We start from the raw sequence: 16,186 nt of genomic DNA on the forward strand, positions 1-16,186 counted from the left end.
GGATCCGGGGGCCTCAGCCATGCTGGCCACTGCACGAGTCAGCAGCCGAACGGCTTACTTCGCGGCGAAGCGGAAGAGCTTCTTGTTCGCGAACTCGAGCATGCCGACCTTGCCGAGCTCACGGCCGTAGCCCGACTTCTTGACACCGCCGAAGGGTACGTCAGCACCCTCGAGGCCGGCGCCGCCGATGAACACCATGCCCACGTCGAGCTGGTTACCGACCTGCTCCGCACGATCGAGGTCGTCGCAGATGATGACCGAGCCGAGGCCGTAGGGCGAGGAGTTGGCGAGATCGATCGCCTCCTGATCGCTCGACACCTTGTAGAGCTGCGCAACGGGGCCGAACAGCTCCTGGCTGTACACGTCCATCGCCGGGGTGATGTTCGTGATGATCGACGGGGTGTAGAGGTTGCCGTCGGGGGTGTTGTTGCCCACGAGCACCTCGGCGCCCTGATCGATCGCGCCCTGCACCTGCTTCGTCAGGGTGCTGGTCGCCGCCGCAGACGACAGCGGACCGAAGTCGCCTGCCTCGTACGACTGGCCACCGATGGCTGCCTTGTACTTCTCAGCGAATGCGTCGAAGAGCGAGTCGATGACGACGATGCGCTTCGAACCGTTGCAGGCCTGCCCGGTGTTCTCCATGCGGCCGCCCACGGCGTGCTCGACCGCGTGGTCGAGGTCGTCGGTGTCGAGCACGAGGAAGACGTCGGAGCCGCCCAGCTCGAGCACGCACTTCTTCAGGTGTTGGCCGGCCTGAGCGGCGACGATCGCACCTGCGCGCTCCGAACCGGTCAGCGAGACGCCCTGAACGCGGTCGTCGGCGATGATGTCGGAGAGCTGCTCGTGCGTGGCGAACACGTTGACGTAGGCGCCCTTCGGGAACCCGGCGTCGAGGAAGAGCTGCTCGAGTGCGAGTGCCGACTCGGGGCACTGCGCGGCGTGCTTGAGCACGATCGTGTTGCCCAGAATCAGGTTCGGCACCGCGAAGCGCGCGACCTGGTAGTACGGGTAATTCCACGGCATGATGCCGAGGATCACGCCGGTGCCCTGGAAGCGGAAGAACGACTTCAAGCCGTCTTCGACCTCGAGCTGCTCATCGGCCAGCCACTTCTCGGCGTTGTCGGCGAACGCTGCGGTGATTGAGCCCGAGAACTCGGCCTCGCCGATCGACTGATCGAGGGGCTTGCCCATCTCGCGGTTGATGATCGCACCGAGCTCGTCCTTGCGCTCGTCGAAGAGCTCTGCGGCCCGCTTGGCGAGGGCGGCGCGCTCGGCGACCGTGGTCTTGCGCGACCAGTTCTGGTAGGCCTCCTGGGCCGACGCGAGCGAGGCCTCGATCTCCTCTGCGGTCGCGTCGGGGTACTCGGCGACTGTCTCGCCCGTAGCCGGATTGATGACGGCGAACGTGCTCATAGGTGACTCACTCCTTAGTGATCGTCGGGGTTTGTGCACGCCCAGTCTCGCACACCCTGACCACCGAGCACTACCGCCCGACGTGTCGAAATCATGCGAATAAGCCGGGGTTTCGCTGAGCATTTCGCGCGTCAATGTGCCTCGAAACTGCGAAATCAGTTGTCACTGGTGACCGGGCGAATGGCGGATCACCGGAACGCCGTGCGCAACTCCGCCACCAGGTTGTGTCGTGCCGCGGCGCCGATGCGGGTGGGCAGCAGCGGGTACACGTGCACCTGGCCCGAGACCTCGTGCAGGGTGTGCGGTACGCCCGCCGCTTCGAGTCGCTCGATGAGCACGTGCGCGTCGGGGTAGAGCACGTCGTGGGTGCCCGTGTAGACGCTGACGGGGCCGAGACCGGTGAGGTCGCCGAAGAGCGGGCTCACGATCGGGTCGGTGAGTGGCAGCTCACCTCGCCACGCTTCGGCGAGCACCTCGCCGCCCGGCACCCCGAGCCACGGATCGTCGGGCTGCACCTCGGGAATGCGCGGGTTCGCCCAGGTGAGGTCGAGCGCGGGGGAGATGAGCGCGGTGTGCGTCAGATGGAAGCCGTGGTCGCGCAGCGTGAGCGCTGCTGAGAGCCCGATTTGCCCGCCGGCGGAGTCGCCGACGAGGCCTACGGTGCGACCTTCGGCGCGCAGCCGCTCGACGAGTGCGACGACGCCGTCGTTCGACTCGGCCGCGGTACCGAACGGCACGAGCGGGTAGATGGGGACGCACACGTCGGCTTCGACCTCGTGCGCGAGCTGCGCGATGAGTTTCCAATGAAACCCCGAGATTTCATTGACCCAGCCGCCGCCGTGCACGTACGCGATGACGGCCCGCGACGAGTTCGGCCGAGCGTTCGTCGCGGGCGAGACAGTATACACGGGCCAGCCGGCCGACCGGGCCACGGCGACCCGCACCCCGTGCGGCAGCTTCTGCGGCGGTGCGTAGCTCGCGGGACGCAGCTCGCGCTCGGCGATGCGATCCCGCGCGCCCTGCGCAGTAACGAAGGGGCGATTCGCGCGCAGCGCTTTCAAGAGCAGGGGGACGGCGGCATCGGGAAGGATCAACGGGGCTCCTCGGGTCGGCTGCCGCCATCCTCGCAGGATCATCCGCCCCTCCGCCAGCTTCCGCGACGCGTATAGGATGAGCGCTGACGTACCGAACCTCATCGAGGAGGAGCCTGCAATGGCGAAGCACACGCTCAGTAATGCCACGGATACCGGACACATCCACGTCGGCAAGGGACTCAATCAGGGCGCGCTCGGCGTCGTGGGCTCGACCATCATCGGGCTCGCCTCGACCGCGCCGCTCTACTCGCTCGCGGCCACACTCGGCTACGTGATCGTCGCGGTGGGCGCGCAGGCGCCGCTCGTGTTCGTCGTCGCCTGTATTCCGATGGTCTTCGCGGCGTTCGCGTATCAGGAGCTCAACCGCGAGATGCCCGACTGCGGCACGACGTTCGTGTGGGGCGCCAAGGCGTTCGGCCCGATCACCGGGTGGATCGGCGGCTGGGCGGTCGCGGTGTCGGCGGTGATGGTGCTCGCCAACGTCGGGGAGATCACCGGAAAGTACTTCTGGCTGCTGCTCGGCAACGAGGAGTTCGCCGACAACCGCGTGATCGTCGTGGCGACCTCGGTGGTCTTCATGGCGCTGATGACCTTTGTGAGCACCATCGGCGTGCAGATCGGCGAGCGCCTGCAGATGGTGCTCATGACGATCCAGATCGTCGCGATGGTGCTGTTCGGCGGGCTGGCGCTCTGGCACGCGCTCGACGGCAGCAACGCCGGGTCGATCGCCTTCGACTGGCAGTGGTTCAATCCGGGCGAGCTGACATCGTGGTCGGGCTTCATGGAAGCCGTGCTGCTCGCGCTCTTCATCTACTGGGGCTGGGATACGTGCCTCGCGCTGAACGAGGAGACGAAGAACCCGCGGAAGACCCCGGGGCGGGCGGCGATCTCGACGATCGTGATCCTCATCGTGCTGTACGTCGGCATCTCGATCGCCGTGATGATGTTCGCCGGCTTCGGAGACACCGGCTTCGGTCTCACCAATGAGGCGAACCTCGATGATGTCTTCACGGTGCTGGGCGGCGCGCTGTTCGGGCCGTGGGGCTGGTTCCTGCTGCTCGGCGTGATGCTGTCGGCGGCCTCGTCGACGCAGACGACGATTTTGCCCACCGCGCGCGGCACGCTCTCGATGGCGGTCTACCGGGCGCTGCCCGCGAAGTTTGCCGAACTCCACCCGAAATTCAAGACGCCGTGGTTCTCGACCACAGTGATGGGTGCGGCGGCGATCGTCTACTACGTCGGCATGTCGATCCTGTCGGAAGACATGCTCGCCGATTCGCTCACCTCCATGGGCCTCGCGGTCGCGCTCTACTACGCGATCACCTCGTTTGCTTGCGTCTGGTATTTCCGCGACACCTTGCGCGACAGCGCCCGCAACCTATGGATGCGGGGCATCCTGCCGGCTCTCGGCGGCATCCTGCTCGCCTACGCGTTCGTGCAGTCGTGCATCGACATGATCAGCGTCGACTACAGCTACACCGTCATCTTCGGTATCGGCGGCGCGTTCGTGATCGGCGTCGGGGCGATTTTGCTCGGCTTCGTGCTGCTCGGCATCTGGTGGCTGCGGCCGAACTCCAAGCCCTACTTCCGGCGCGAGAGTCTCAACCGTGACACCCCGATCCTCGTTCCCGACGAGTAAACCAGCCTGAGCGCCCGAACCGTTACGGGGTCTTCACGGAGTCGCACGCGACCTGTGACGGCCCCGTAACGCGTCTCCCGTGAAATAGACGCATGGGTGAGCGGCTGCAGATGAAGAAGGTCTTGTCGATCTGGATCGGCATGTACCCGGTGAACGTGGCGACTTCGTGGGTCATTACGATGCTGCCGTGGTGGGGCGGGGTCGCGATTCCCGCTCGATCGGCGATCGTGGTGACCGTGGTCGCGCCGATCATGACCCTGGTCATGATGCCGGCCGTCACTCGACTGCTCGCTCCGTGGCTGCGTCGGCGGCCCGAGCACCGCGAGCGCGAGGCGGAGCTCTGCGCGAGGCTCGATGCGCTCGCGGGTGAACTGGCTGCGGTCTCGCTCGCCGACGCGGCCGGGCACTCCCGCTCGACTGCAGCGCACCGCTATCCTGAGGACCACGCGAAGGAGCGGGGTGCGCGGCGTCTCGCAGCGGGGCACGGGAGGTCACAATGGAGCGATTCGACACGGTGGTCGTCGGAGCCGGGGTTTCCGGCCTGACTGCGGCGAGGTTTCTGGCGCTCGCCGGGCAGCGGGTGGTCGTGCTCGAAGCGCGCGATCGCATCGGCGGACGCACGTGGAGCGAGCACTCAGAGGGGGTCACGACCGACGTCGGAGCCTCGTGGATTCATGGCATCGATGACAATCCGCTCTACGATGTGGTGCGCGCGTTCGGTATGCGCGCGGTCGAATTCACGGTCGGCAGCTATCAGCCGGGCGGCCGGCCGATCGTCTACTACGGCGTCGATGGAGCTCCGCTCACGGCAGCGGAGACCAGTGCATTTATTGCAGACGTGCACGCAGCGGATGCGCGACTTGCAGAGACGATCGCAGCGGCCGAAGCCGGGGCCAGCTACGCCGACGCGATCGACCGCACCCTCGCCGCACTCGCGTGGGATGACGAACGCAGCGCGCGCGTGCGGGAGTTTCTGCGTCACCGCTCCGAAGAGCAGTACGGCGCGTCGGCGGAGCGGCTAGACGCGCACGGGCTCGACGATGATCAGGTCGACGGCGACGAGGTCGTCTTTCCTGACGGGTACGACCGGTTGGCGCACGGGCTCAGTGCCAATCTCGACATCAGGCTCGAACAGGTGGTGCAGCGCGTCGACTGGTCGGGCGGTGGGGTCAGGATCACCACGAGTCGTGCCGAATTCACCGCCGACCGTGCGGTCGTGACCGTGCCGGTCGGCGTGCTCAAATCAGACGCGTTCGTCATCGAGCCGGCGCTCCCCGAACCGGTAGCGCACGCGCTCGCCGGGCTCGAGATGAACGACTTCGAGAAAGTGTTTCTCCGTTTCTCGGAGCGTTTCTGGGACGAACGCGTGTATGCGGTGCGTCGACAGGGGCCGGCGGCGGAGTGGTGGCATTCGTGGTACGACCTCACCGGGCTGCACGGGGTGCCGACCCTGCTGACGTTCGCCGCCGGCCCTGCCGCGAAGGCGACGCGTGAGTGGAGCGACGACGAGATCGCCGCATCGGTGCTTGCCTCGTTGCGTGAGATTTACGGTGTCGCCGTCACCGACCCCGATGTGGTGCGCGTGTCGCGCTGGCGCGACGATCCGTTTGCACGCGGATCGTACGCGTTCATGACGCCCGGGGCGCGACCGGAGGAGCACGATCTGCTCGCGACGCCGATCGGTGACGCATCGGGTGCCGGTGCCGTGCTGCACCTCGCCGGCGAGGCGACCTGGACGGAGGATCCGGCGACCGTGACCGCGGCGTTGCGGTCTGGGCACCGTGCCGCTGAACGCATTCTCGGGAGCGCGCTCGACTTCGCGGCCCTCGCACCCGAGGTGCCGACGTCGACCACCGATTAGCCTGCTACGACTCGCGTCCGTGTGCTCGGCGTCGCTGCACCGAGCGTACGATCCACCAGGCGATGGCCGCAACGGCGCCGCCGAGCACGAGCCAGGGGAGCAGCACGCCGATCACCACGAGTGCGCCGGCACCGGCGGCTCCGAGCGAGCCGACCCCCGCGACCAGGCCTTCCCAGAAGTTCTGAGGCCCGCCGCCGGGCAGCGTGCTCGGCGCTGTCATCGTGACGAAGATCGTGGACTGGTCGACCTGATCCTCGAGCGCATCGAGCTGCGCCTGCAGCCCATCGAGATCTTGCTGGCGCTGTGATAGCGCAGTCTCCGCTTCGATGAGCTCACTCGTCGACGCCGCGCCCTGCATCAGCTGCGTCAGTCGTGTGACGGAATCTTGCAACGCGTCGACGCGCGCCTGCAGATCGACGTGCTGAGCGGTGACGTCGACCGATGAGCGATTCTGCGAGACAACCTCGCCGAGGCCGGTGAGCGCCTCGAACGCATCATCCATGCGATCGGCGGGGACGCGTACCGTCAAGCTCGCGCTCTCCGAGAAGCCATCGCCGCCTCGCGTGAGGTTCTCGGACTCGATCGTGCCCCCGACCTCTGCAACTGCGGCGCGTGCGCGATCCACCGCGTCTTCGGGGTCGGCGATCTCAATCGTGAGATCGCCGGTCGCGATCACGGACTCACCAGCGGCATCTGCAGCACTGCTCGGTTCGCTGCTCTGCTTGCCGCTCTGCACCCCGCCCTCGGGCAAGGCTTGGTCGAGGAGCGCTGTCGAGCCGCCGGCGGCCGAGGCATCGGAGGCACTCGACGGGCCGAACGCCGTGCATGCGGTGAGCGGAGCAATGATGAGCGCGGCCGCGACGAGCGCGGGCAGTGATCGACGGAGGTGCATGGTCACACGATAGAGGCGAATTTCTCGCTGTCGAGCGTGCGTGGCTGTGTGAATACTGCGCGTGGCCGTATCGTTACCGATGCGTCTCCTGACTCGGCCGGATCAGGGGAGCGGGATCGTGAGCGTGCCCGTCTCAGTGGGCGGCTCGATCGAACGGCCGCGCAGATCGGGCATCCACTTCATCGTTGCGAGTGCGACGATCGTGCCGGAGAGCAGCAGCGTCGCAGATACGAGGATGGCGCCCTGTGCCTGCGCAGCGTCGATCGCGACTCCGGCGAGCGCCGAACCGATCGCCACGCCGACGAGCTGGCCGGTGCCAATCCAGCCGTAGGCCTCCGCCGTCTCAGAGAAGCGCACGGTGGAACTCACGATGGTCGAGATCGCCGCAAACGTCGGCGCTGTGCCGAGCCCGCCGATGAAGAGCACCGCGCTGAGCCACCAGATGTTGAGGCTGACGAGGCACGCAAGCGTACCGACGAGCACGACGAGCAGGCGCAGCGCTGTTGACCAGGGCCGCATCTCTCGATGGCCGATGAGCAGGCCTCCGACGAGTGAACCGCCGGCGAACACCGCGAGCACGATTCCCGATTCCATGCTGCCGTGACCACCGTGCGGTCCAGCGAAAGCGGCGACGATGCCGGCTTCGATCGCGGCGAACGAGGCGACGAGGAAGAAGCCGATGACGGTCGAGATGACCACGGTGGGGTATCGCAGCACAGCGCCGAGGCCGCGCTTCGACGGCGGCAGCACGACCGTGCCGAGAGCCGGGCTCGAGATGAACCACGCGCCGCCCAACAGCATGAAGCCGGCGGCCACGCAGAGCCCAGCGGTCGTTGAGAACTGGGAAGTGACGAACACCGCGACAACGGGGCCGACGACCCAGATGATCTCTTGCGCCGATGCGTCGAGCGAGAAGAGCGCGGAGAGCTGCTTGCCGGGAACGAGTTTCGGGTAGAGGGTGCGCACTGCCGGCGTGATCGGCGGGGTCGAGAGACCGACGAGCAGCGCGATGCCGGTGACGATGACCAGTGGCAGATGCACGATGGCGATCAGCACGAGCAGCACGGCGCAGGCGATCGAGGTGACCGTCAGCACCGGGCGCATGCCCCAGCGCCCCATCAGACGGCTGCTCAGCGGGCCCGAAATTGCTTGGCCGATGCTCTGCGTCGCGAGTACGAGCCCAGCGGAACTGTAGTCACCGTAGGCGAGCTGAATGTGAAGCAGCACGATGATCGACAGCATTCCGAACGGAAAACGAGCCAGCAGCTGCGAGCCCAAAACGCGGAACACCCCCGGGTTCCGCCCCAAATCACGATAAACGCCCATCAGGCGAGTATACGCGTGAAATCCGCGCAATTCGCGCTGGTGATTGCCGATTTCGTGCGTCGAGTAGGTGAAGATCACGCGAATCCGAGGCGAAGTGTGCCTGGGGTTATGGATAGCGGGGGACCAACGAACAACGCCGGGCGAATCATCTCACAGGAGGATTCGCCCGGCGTCGAGGTCACCGGCGCAACGGGCCGCCGCAGCGGCTTCAGCTGCTGGTGGAGTACACCGTGCTGCTGCCGCCGCCCTGAGCGCGACGACCGGTGCGACGACGTGCGCCGTCGCCCCCGCCGCGCTGTTCGCCCGAGCGGCCCTGGCCGCCCTGGCTGCGCTGCTGGTCGCCGCGCTCACCCTGCGATTGCCCGCCCTGGCGGCGACGCTGGCCGCCCTGGCCCTGGCCGCCCGAACGACGGCCCTGGCCATCGCCCGATTGGCCCTGCTGCTGGCCACCCTGACCACCGGCGCTGCCGGTGCCCGAGGCGCGGCCGCGGCCGCCGCGGCTGCGCTTGCGTTTCGCATTGGCGCCCGTGCTCGAACCCTGCCCAGCAGGGTTGTGGCCGGCGGCCCGCTGCTGCGCGGCCTGAGCCTCAGCACGCTTGCGCTCGGTCTCTCGCGCGTCGACGCGCGGCGCGACCTCGCCGATCAGTTCGAGCACTTCGGGGTCGACGGTTGCCGAGTTCGGGTTCACCGAGCGGGGCTTGACGTTGATCTTTGCTGCGCGCATGATCTGGCGCATCTCGCCTCGCTGCTCGGGGAGCACGAGCGTGACGACATCGCCCTCGTTGCCGGCGCGCGCCGTGCGACCGGAACGGTGCAGGTAGGCCTTGTGCTCGACCGGGGGGTCGATGTGCACGACGAGATCGACCCCGTCGACGTGCACGCCGCGGGCGGCGACGTCAGTGGCGACGAGCACCTTGGCGTCACCGCTGACGAACTCGGCGAGGTTGCGATCGCGCGCATTCTGCGACAGGTTGCCCTGCAGTTCGACCGCGGGGATGCCGCGGGCCGTGAGCTGCTTGGCAAGCTTCTTCGCCTGGTGCTTCATGCGGGTGAAGAAGATGCGACGCGCAGTGCCCGAGGCGAGCGCCTCGATGAGCGCTTCCTTTTGCTCCTTGCCGGCGACCTCGAAGACGTGGTGCGTCAGCTGGGGCACCGGCGACTCGGCTGAATCGACCGAGTGCAGGATCGGGTTGTGCAGGTACTTCTTCACCACATTGTCGACGCCGTTATCGAGCGTCGCGCTGAAGAGGAGGCGCTGGCCCTGCTTGGGGGTCGCGTTCAAGATACGGGTGACGACGGGCAGGAAGCCCATGTCGGCCATGTGATCGGCCTCATCGAGCACGGTGATCTCGACGCCGCTGAGGTCGACGAGACGCTGCTTCATGAGGTCGTCGAGTCGGCCGGGAGCGGCGACGACGATGTCGATGCCGCCCTCGAGGGCGACTTCCTGCCGACGCTGCGGCACGCCGCCGAAGATGGTGGTCACCTTGACGCCCACCGGGTCGGCGAGCATCTTGACCGTCTCGGCGATCTGCGTCACGAGCTCGCGCGTGGGCGCGAGCACAATGGCGCGCGGGCGGTTCGGGCGACGCTTCTGGGCGGCCCCCTCTGCGAGGTTCGCGACGAGGGGGATGCCGAATGCGATGGTCTTGCCCGAGCCGGTGCGGCCGCGGCCGAGCACGTCGCGGCCGGCGAGGGTGTCAGGAAGGGTATCGCGCTGGATCGGGAAGGGAGCGGACTTGCCGTTCTTCGCGAGTGCCTCGGCGATGGGGGCGGGGACACCGAGCTCGAGGAACGAGGGCGTCTGAGGAGTGGTCTGTTCGGTCACGGGGACCTTTCGTGCACAGGCGCGAGCGTGCATCAGTCGCGCAGCACCGGTGCGGTGGGCGAGACGAGCAGCGTCGCGGCAATGTCGGCGAGTGCGCGGTTGCGCATCCGTTCGCCGCGGAGAGTCGGAGGTCTGGCAGCCGCTCACGGGCCGCCGCCTGCTGAGAATCAGCGACGCACGAGCCGGCACGGCCGACTCGCAACCGCCAGTCTAGCGGAGGCGACCCTGAGCCGTCATCCTGGCGGAACTTTCCACAGGCGGAAAAACCCGCGAACTTTCGTCCACAAGTTGCCGAGAGCGCATGTTGCGGTCGGATCGGCTCTGCCAGCATGAGCGCATGACTCGTATCACGATCCGCGAATTCCACGACGACGACCTCGACGCCGTTGTTCGGCTGTGGTGGGAGGCGCGCTCCACGTCGGAGCAGCCCGTCTACTCGCTCGCCGAGGTCACAGCGTCGTGCCGGGAAGACCACGCGATGGTCGCCGTCCGAGACGATCGCATCGTCGCGGCGGCGGTCGGTCGTGCCGCACATGCGCAGGGATGGATCGTGTTCTTCGGTGTCGATGAGAACGCGCGCACGGAGAACATCTCGGGGGCGCTGCTCGACGCGCTCGAGCGCAAGATGGCGCCGCTCGGGCTCGGCACGCTGTCGGTGCTCATGCCCGAGGGCAGTCGCATCGACCTGCTCACCGCGAACGGGTTCCAGCTGCAGCACAACCTCCGCTACCTCGAGCGGCAGATGCCTGTGCAACGGCGCGAACTGGAGGTGCTCAAAGACCTGGGTGGGCGCATGCTGCCACGCCACCTCTGGGAGCAGGTTGCGGGCATGCGCCGCGAGAAGCAGCTGCTGGAAGAGCGTCTGGTCGCGCCGCTCGCGCAGCCCGACCTCGCCGATCGATACGGGGTCGTGCCGCCCCACGCGGTGATGCTGTTCGGGCCGCCCGGAACCGGCAAGACCACGTTCGCGAAAGCGGTGGCCTCGCGGCTCGACTGGCCATTCGTCGAGGTGTTCCCGTCGCGCCTCGGCGATGGTTCCACGAGCATGGCGTCGTCGCTGCGCAGCGTGTTCGAACAGATCGCGGAACTCGAGCACGGCGTCGTCTTCATCGATGAGGTCGAGGAGATCGCGTCGCAGCGCAGCGACCCGCCGACGCCGACCCAGGGAGTGACGAACGAACTCCTGAAGATCGTCGCCGACTTCCGCGATCGCGAGGGCATGCTGCTTGTCTGCGCGACGAACTTCGTGCGCGCGCTCGACGCCGCGTTCCTGCGTCACGGCAGATTCGACTATGTGCTGCCGATTGGTCTGCCCGATGCAGAGGCACGCGAGGCGATTTGGCGGAGGTACGTGCCGAGCGGCGTTGCGGGGGCGATCGACTTCGCTCGTTTGGTCGACGAGAGCGACGGGCTCACCCCCGCCGATATCGAGTACGCGGCTCGGCGCGCCTCGCAAGACGCCCTGGCACGAGTGCTTCGGGGCGGTGCGGGGGCGGCTCAGGCCACCGGATCCCGCACCGACCTCACGAGTGACGACTACCTGGCCGCGCTCACCGTGACCCGTGCGACGGTCTCCGAGGAACAGCAGTCTGCGTTCCTCGAAGACATCGACACGCTCGCCCGGCTCTAGTGGGCGTCGGTCTCCCGCAGCTCCGGGAGTGAGACGAGACCCGAGTCGCTGAGCGACTGATGCTTCGTCTCGGGCGCCCAGAGCACCGACACGACGAGCCCGACGGCCAGTACGCCGGCGAGCACGAGCATGGTCGGGCCGACTCCGAACGACGCCATGAGCACGGGCAGCAGGAATGTGCTGATGACCGACCCGAGTCGACTGATCGCCGTGGCGAACCCGATGCCCGAGGAGCGCACGGGTGTCGGGAAGCTCTCCGCGGGGAAGACGCCGACGAGATTCGAGACGGCAGACAGCACGAACGTGAAGACGGCGAAGAGCGCAACCGACACGACAGTGGCAGCGGTCGGCACGAGCGCCAGTGCGACGAGCGAGCAGGTCAGCACGATGAGCGATCCGATGAGGAACCCGCGACGCGTGAACTTGGCCGTCGCCCAGATACCGGCAAGCGCGCCGGCCAGCAGGAAGACGTTGAGGTACACCTCTACGGCGTAGCCGCTGCCGGTGCTCGCGAGGTTCGAGAGGCCCATGCTGTCGAGGATGTTGGGCAAGAACGTGTAGATCGTGAAGTACGGCATCACGATGCAGGCGAAGAAGATGCAGTTGAAGAGGGTGCGTCGCAGATACCTGCGGCTGAAGAGCGCCGAGAAGCCGCCGGCCTCGGTTTCGACCTCGCGCTGCATCACGACGTTCGTGCCGAAGTGCTTGTCGAGGATCGCGCGCGCCTCGGCATCGCGCCCCTCGCGCTGCAACCAGCGCGGCGACTCGGGGGTGCCGATACGGGCGACCAGCACGATGGCGGCGATGAAGCCAGGCGCGATGAGCATCCAGCGCCACGCATCCTCGATGCCGGATTGCATAAACCAGATGCCGAGCATCGTCGCGAGCACGTACCCGAAGGTCCAGATCACCGAGAACGACCCCAGGATTTCACCGCGTCGCTTCTGCGGCAGGATTTCGGCGAGCATCGCGTGGCCCACGGCGTAGTCACCGCCGATTCCGAGACCGAGGATGATGCGCAACGCGAGCAGCTGCCAGGGCTCCTGCACCCAGAACTGCGCGAGCGTCGCAACGGTGATGACGACGAAGCTGATCGTGAAAATCTTCTGGCGGCCCCATCTGTCGGCGACCGAGCCGAAGAGCATGGCCCCGGCAAAGAGTCCGAAGAGCGCCCCGGCGCCGAGCGCACCCGTCCACCAGGCATTCAGTTCCATGGCACCCTGCTGGCCGACGAGCACGATGGCCATGCCGATGATACCCACGGCGAAGCCGTCGTTGAAGTGCGCGCCGAAGGTCAGCGCGGTGACGCGGAAGTGGAATCGGTTAAGCGGCAGATGATCGAAATCGACGGTCTGCGTCTGCGCTGCTGGTGTGGTCTGAGTCATGTTCTTCGCTTTCGGCGTCATTGACGATAGTCGACCGGCCCGGGAGCGCGGGCTTCCGGGCCGGTCGAACGATGGCGAGTTACGAGGCGAGGGGATCCGCAATGCCGACGTACACGGTCTCCAGGAATTCGCCGATGCCCTCGGCGCCGCCCTCGCGGCCGAGACCCGACTGCTTTACTCCACCGAACGGTGCAGCGGGGTTCGAAACGAGCCCGGTGTTGAGGCCGAACATGCCGGTCTCGAGACGCTCTGCCAATCGCAGCGCGCGGTTGAGATCGCGCGTGTAGGCGAACGCGACCAGCCCGTACTCGCTGGCATTCGCGAGGCGGATCGCCTCCGACTCGTCGGCGAACGTCACGATGGGCGCGACCGGCCCGAAGATCTCCTCGCTGAGGATGCGCGCGTGCTGGGGCACTGCGGTGAGCACCGTTGGCGGGTAGAAGTACCCCGCCGCATCCGAGGGCGCGGCCCCGCCGAGCGCGATGGTTGCCCCTTCGGAGACCGCCTCATCGACGAGCCCCGACACCTTGGCGCGAGTGGCCTCATCGATCAGCGGGCCGATGGTGACGTCGGCGTCGAGACCGTCGCCCTGCACGTAACCGGCCATACGTGCAATCAGCTTGCGCGAGAACTCCTCGGCGACGCGCTCGTGCACGAGCATGCGGTTGGCTGCGACGCACGCCTCGCCGCCGTTGCGCAGCTTGGCGACGAGCGCTCCCTCGACGGCCGCATCGACGTCGGCGTCTTCGAACACGATGAACGGGGCGTTGCCCCCGAGCTCCATCGACACGCGCAGCACCTGGTCGGCGGAGTCGCGGATGAGTCGCTTGCCGGTCGGGGTGGAGCCGGTGAACGAGAGTTTGCGCAGTCGGTCGTCGGTGATGAGCGGGCCCGTGACCGCGCCCGCCTGCGACGTCGGAACGACATTGACGACGCCCGCGGGGACGCCGGCTTCGAGCAGGATCGCCGCGAAGGCGAGCGCGGTGAGCGGCGTCTGCGACGCGGGCTTCAGCACCGAGGTGCAGCCGGCCGCGAGCGCCGGAGCGATCTTGCGCGTCGCCATCGCCAGCGGGAAGTTCCACGGGGTGATGAAGAGGCTGGGGCCCACCGGGCGGTGCAGTACGAGCAGTCGGCTGCGGCCGTCGGGGGAGAGCGTGTAGCGGCCGTCGATGCGCACCGCCTCCTCCGAGAACCAGCGCAGGAACTCGGCGCCGTACGCGACCTCGCCGACCGATTCGGCCAGCGGCTTGCCCATCTCAAGCGTGATGATGCGGGCGAGTTCGTCGCGGCGCGCAATGGTGAGCTCCCAGGCACGGCGCAGAATCTCACCGCGCTCGCGGGGCGGCGTCGCCGCCCAGGATTCCTGCGCAGCGACCGCGGCATCGAGCGCAGCGGCACCATCGGCCACGCTGGCGTCGGCGACCGAGGCGAGGGCTGCCCCGGTGGCCGGGTTCACCACGGTGATGGTCGATCCCGAACTCGCGTCGCGCCATTCGCCACCGATCAGCAGCTGTGTCGGCGTGCCCGCGGGGAGCTGGGCCGCGCTCACGCGGCCGCCTCCGCCGAGGCGGCGTCGGCCCCGGCCGGGAGTCGCAGCTCGGCGCCGAGCAGATCTTCATACAGCTTGAACGGGGTCATCTCGCCGGCGCGATCACCGTAGCTGCGCTTCGCGCGGCGATAGATCTGCTCGACGAGCGAAGACAGCTCCGCGGGAATGCCCACCGAGCGCGACAGATCGATCGAGAGACCCAGATCCTTGCAGGCGAGGGCGATCGCGAACCCTTCGTCGTAGTCGCCGTGGTCGAGAATCGACCGTACGTCATGCTCCAAGAAATTGCTGTTCGCGGGGCTCGCGATGAGTGAGCGGCGCAGCACGTCGAGTTCGACTCCGGCTGCCGTGCCGATCGCCAGAACCTCTGCGGTCGCCACGAGGTGCGAGAACCAGAGCTGGTTGATCATGAGCTTGACGGCGTAGCCGGCGCCGGGGCGGCCGACGTGCAGAATGCGCTCGGGATCACCCATCGCCTCGAAGACCGGGAACAGGGAGGCGAACTGGTCGTCGGTCGCACCGACGAAGATCTGCAGGGCGCCGTTCGCCGCACCGACGGACATGCCGCTCACCGGGGCATCGACGATCTCGATGCCGCGTTCGGCCGCCTCGGCGCGCACGTGATTGGCGACGTCGGGCACGGAGGTCGACATGTCGATCCAGGTCTTGCCCTGCGAGAGCCCGGCGAGCAGTCCGTCGGTGCCCTGCAGTGCGGCCTCGATGATGCGCGGCGTCGGCAGCATCGTGATGACGACGTCGCTGCGACGGGCGACGTCGGCGGCGGTGTCGGCCCACTCGGCTCCGGCGGCGAGCTGATCGGCAGCGGCTTCGCGGCGCACGTCGGTGACGACGAGGCGGAACCCCGCCTTCAGGAGGTTGCGGGTCATGCCCGACCCCATGTTGCCGAGGCCGATGAAGCCGACGATGGTGTTCTCAGTGGTGCGAAGATCAGCGTGCGACACTGTTCGCCACCTCCTCGCTGGGGGTGTAGAAGGGATTTGACGAGGAATTGCGGAGTGCGACGACATCGGCCGGGCGCGGGGTGTTCTCGGCGCCGGCGATCAACGCCTTGCGGGTGGCCTCGCGGTTGTTGCGGTAGATCTCGTCGTGGTCATCGGTGCCCGGGTTCACCCAGACGGCGACGATGAGCGCGTGCGAGTCTGCGAACTCCTCTGAAATCACGCCCTCGGCGACGGCGTCGGCGACGCCTGCCGCGACTCCCGCCTGCGCAGGGCCCCAGATCGCGGTGCCGTGGAAGTCGCCCTCGGGCGCGGCCTTGGAGACGAACAGGGTCATCGGCTTCACCGGAACGGACGGCTGCATGACCGCGACGAACGGCACGAAGCCGGCGCTCGGCGACGCGAGCGCGGTCGCCCACGCGGTGCCGACCGCGCCGCGACGGTCGCCGAAGACCGTGTTGATGTGTGCGGCATTGACGCCGCTGCCGACGAAGCATTCGCCGAGCTGAACCGTGTCCATGGGGACCTCGCTGTCTGGGAATCGGGTGGTGAGGGCGCGCAGGTGCCGAGGCCCTGCGCTTCGATCTCGTCTGCCGAGCGTGCGGCAGTG

Annotated in this window: 13 protein-coding genes; 4 read left to right on the forward strand and 9 right to left on the reverse strand. The window is 67.6% G+C overall.

Going from position 1 to position 16,186, the window contains the following annotated elements; all coding sequences use genetic code 11:
- Positions 1–54: 54 nt before the first annotated feature.
- Positions 55–1,413 carry an NAD-dependent succinate-semialdehyde dehydrogenase gene (locus tag ACZF5Y_RS06000; protein ID WP_497534904.1) on the reverse strand — a complete coding sequence of 453 codons (1,359 nt, stop codon included), beginning with the start codon at positions 1,411–1,413 and terminating at the stop codon, positions 55–57.
- Between the two features lie 188 nt (positions 1,414–1,601).
- Complete coding sequence (locus tag ACZF5Y_RS06005; RefSeq protein WP_497534905.1) at positions 1,602–2,507, reverse strand: alpha/beta hydrolase fold domain-containing protein; 906 nt, start codon at positions 2,505–2,507, stop codon at positions 1,602–1,604.
- A gap of 118 nt (positions 2,508–2,625) precedes the next feature.
- Here ACZF5Y_RS06005 and ACZF5Y_RS06010 point away from each other — a divergent pair, with 118 nt between their 5' ends.
- The 3 genes from ACZF5Y_RS06010 (at position 2,626) to ACZF5Y_RS06020 (ending at position 6,007) form a co-directional block, all read left to right on the forward strand.
- Positions 2,626–4,146 carry an APC family permease gene (locus ACZF5Y_RS06010; RefSeq protein WP_497534906.1) on the forward strand — a complete coding sequence of 507 codons (1,521 nt, stop codon included), beginning with the start codon at positions 2,626–2,628 and terminating at the stop codon, positions 4,144–4,146.
- 92 nt (positions 4,147–4,238) lie between these two features.
- Positions 4,239–4,691 carry a hypothetical protein gene (locus ACZF5Y_RS06015; protein WP_497534907.1) on the forward strand — a complete coding sequence of 151 codons (453 nt, stop codon included), beginning with the start codon at positions 4,239–4,241 and terminating at the stop codon, positions 4,689–4,691.
- Complete coding sequence (locus ACZF5Y_RS06020) at positions 4,643–6,007, forward strand: flavin monoamine oxidase family protein (protein WP_497534908.1); 1,365 nt, start codon at positions 4,643–4,645, stop codon at positions 6,005–6,007. Before ACZF5Y_RS06015 ends, ACZF5Y_RS06020 begins: the two co-directional genes overlap by 49 nt.
- A 4-nt stretch (positions 6,008–6,011) precedes the next feature.
- Here ACZF5Y_RS06020 and ACZF5Y_RS06025 read toward each other — a convergent pair whose 3' ends face one another.
- The 3 genes from ACZF5Y_RS06025 to ACZF5Y_RS06035 all read right to left on the reverse strand — a co-directional run bounded on the left by ACZF5Y_RS06025 (position 6,012) and on the right by ACZF5Y_RS06035 (position 10,053).
- On the reverse strand, positions 6,012–6,899 hold the full coding sequence (locus ACZF5Y_RS06025; RefSeq protein ID WP_497534909.1) for a DUF4349 domain-containing protein: 888 nt from the start codon (positions 6,897–6,899) through the stop codon (positions 6,012–6,014).
- A gap of 102 nt (positions 6,900–7,001) precedes the next feature.
- Positions 7,002–8,255, reverse strand: coding sequence for an MFS transporter (locus ACZF5Y_RS06030; RefSeq protein ID WP_497535304.1), 1,254 nt, complete (start codon positions 8,253–8,255; stop codon positions 7,002–7,004).
- A 178-nt stretch (positions 8,256–8,433) separates the two neighbouring features.
- Positions 8,434–10,053 (reverse strand): DEAD/DEAH box helicase, encoded by a 1,620-nt coding sequence (locus ACZF5Y_RS06035; RefSeq protein ID WP_497534910.1) that lies wholly within the window; start codon positions 10,051–10,053, stop codon positions 8,434–8,436.
- Between the two features lie 337 nt (positions 10,054–10,390).
- Between ACZF5Y_RS06035 and ACZF5Y_RS06040 the strand changes: the two genes are divergently transcribed.
- Positions 10,391–11,683 carry an ATP-binding protein gene (locus ACZF5Y_RS06040; RefSeq protein WP_497534911.1) on the forward strand — a complete coding sequence of 431 codons (1,293 nt, stop codon included), beginning with the start codon at positions 10,391–10,393 and terminating at the stop codon, positions 11,681–11,683.
- Here the strand turns inward: ACZF5Y_RS06040 and ACZF5Y_RS06045 are convergent.
- The 4 genes from ACZF5Y_RS06045 to fae form a co-directional block, all read right to left on the reverse strand.
- Positions 11,680–13,068: an MFS transporter gene (locus tag ACZF5Y_RS06045; RefSeq protein WP_497534912.1), complete on the reverse strand. Its 1,389-nt coding sequence runs from the start codon at positions 13,066–13,068 to the stop codon at positions 11,680–11,682. The genes ACZF5Y_RS06040 and ACZF5Y_RS06045 overlap by 4 nt on opposite strands.
- A 79-nt stretch (positions 13,069–13,147) precedes the next feature.
- Positions 13,148–14,617, reverse strand: coding sequence for an NAD-dependent succinate-semialdehyde dehydrogenase (locus tag ACZF5Y_RS06050; protein ID WP_497534913.1), 1,470 nt, complete (start codon positions 14,615–14,617; stop codon positions 13,148–13,150).
- Entirely contained in the window at positions 14,614–15,579 is a 966-nt protein-coding gene (locus ACZF5Y_RS06055; RefSeq protein ID WP_497534914.1) for an NAD(P)-dependent oxidoreductase, read from the reverse strand. Before ACZF5Y_RS06055 ends, ACZF5Y_RS06050 begins: the two co-directional genes overlap by 4 nt.
- On the reverse strand, positions 15,566–16,096 hold the full coding sequence (fae, locus tag ACZF5Y_RS06060) for a formaldehyde-activating enzyme (RefSeq protein ID WP_497534915.1): 531 nt from the start codon (positions 16,094–16,096) through the stop codon (positions 15,566–15,568). Before fae ends, ACZF5Y_RS06055 begins: the two co-directional genes overlap by 14 nt.
- Positions 16,097–16,186: the final 90 nt, after the last annotated feature.

Source organism: Leucobacter sp. WKLB1, assembly GCF_059696215.1.